The sequence below is a fragment of the Microbacterium maritypicum MF109 genome (assembly GCF_000455825.1).
Taxonomy (GTDB): Bacteria; Actinomycetota; Actinomycetes; order Actinomycetales; family Microbacteriaceae; genus Microbacterium; species Microbacterium maritypicum_A.
Window position 1 is genome coordinate 1 of record NZ_ATAO01000082.1, and the last position, 424, is coordinate 424.

Consider the following 424-nt stretch of genomic DNA (forward strand, 5'->3'; position numbering starts at 1 on the left):
CTCCGCGATGCCGGATGGCACTGTCCCGACGCCGAGATCGTCGCCGACGGCGCGGGTTCGGTGGCGGACGCTCTGCGCCGGGCCGTCGCCCGCGGCATCCGGCTGGTGGTGACGACCGGGGGAACCGGTGTCGGTCCGCGTGACCTGACGCCCGAGGGGACGCGGCGCGTGATCACCCGAGAGATCCCCGGGATCGCCGAGGAGCTGCGTCGCAGCGGACTCGCCGACACCCCGCTGTCCGTGCTGTCACGCGGGCTCGCCGGCATCGTCGATCCTGACGGCACGCTCGTCGTGAACCTTCCCGGTTCGCCGCGGGCCGTCGCCTCCGGCGTCCCCGTGGTGCTCGGCGTCGCCGGGCACATCCTGGATCAGGTGAAGGGCGGAGACCACTCATGAACGACGTGCGCATCGCAGCGGTATCGGA

Annotated in this window: 1 protein-coding gene; it reads left to right on the plus strand. The window is 72.6% G+C overall.

Annotated elements, in window-relative coordinates; genetic code table 11:
* Positions 1 to 396 (plus strand): MogA/MoaB family molybdenum cofactor biosynthesis protein (locus L687_RS25915; RefSeq protein ID WP_021198717.1); only part of this gene is annotated, 396 nt, incomplete at its 5' end.
* Positions 397 to 424 lie beyond the last annotated feature (28 nt).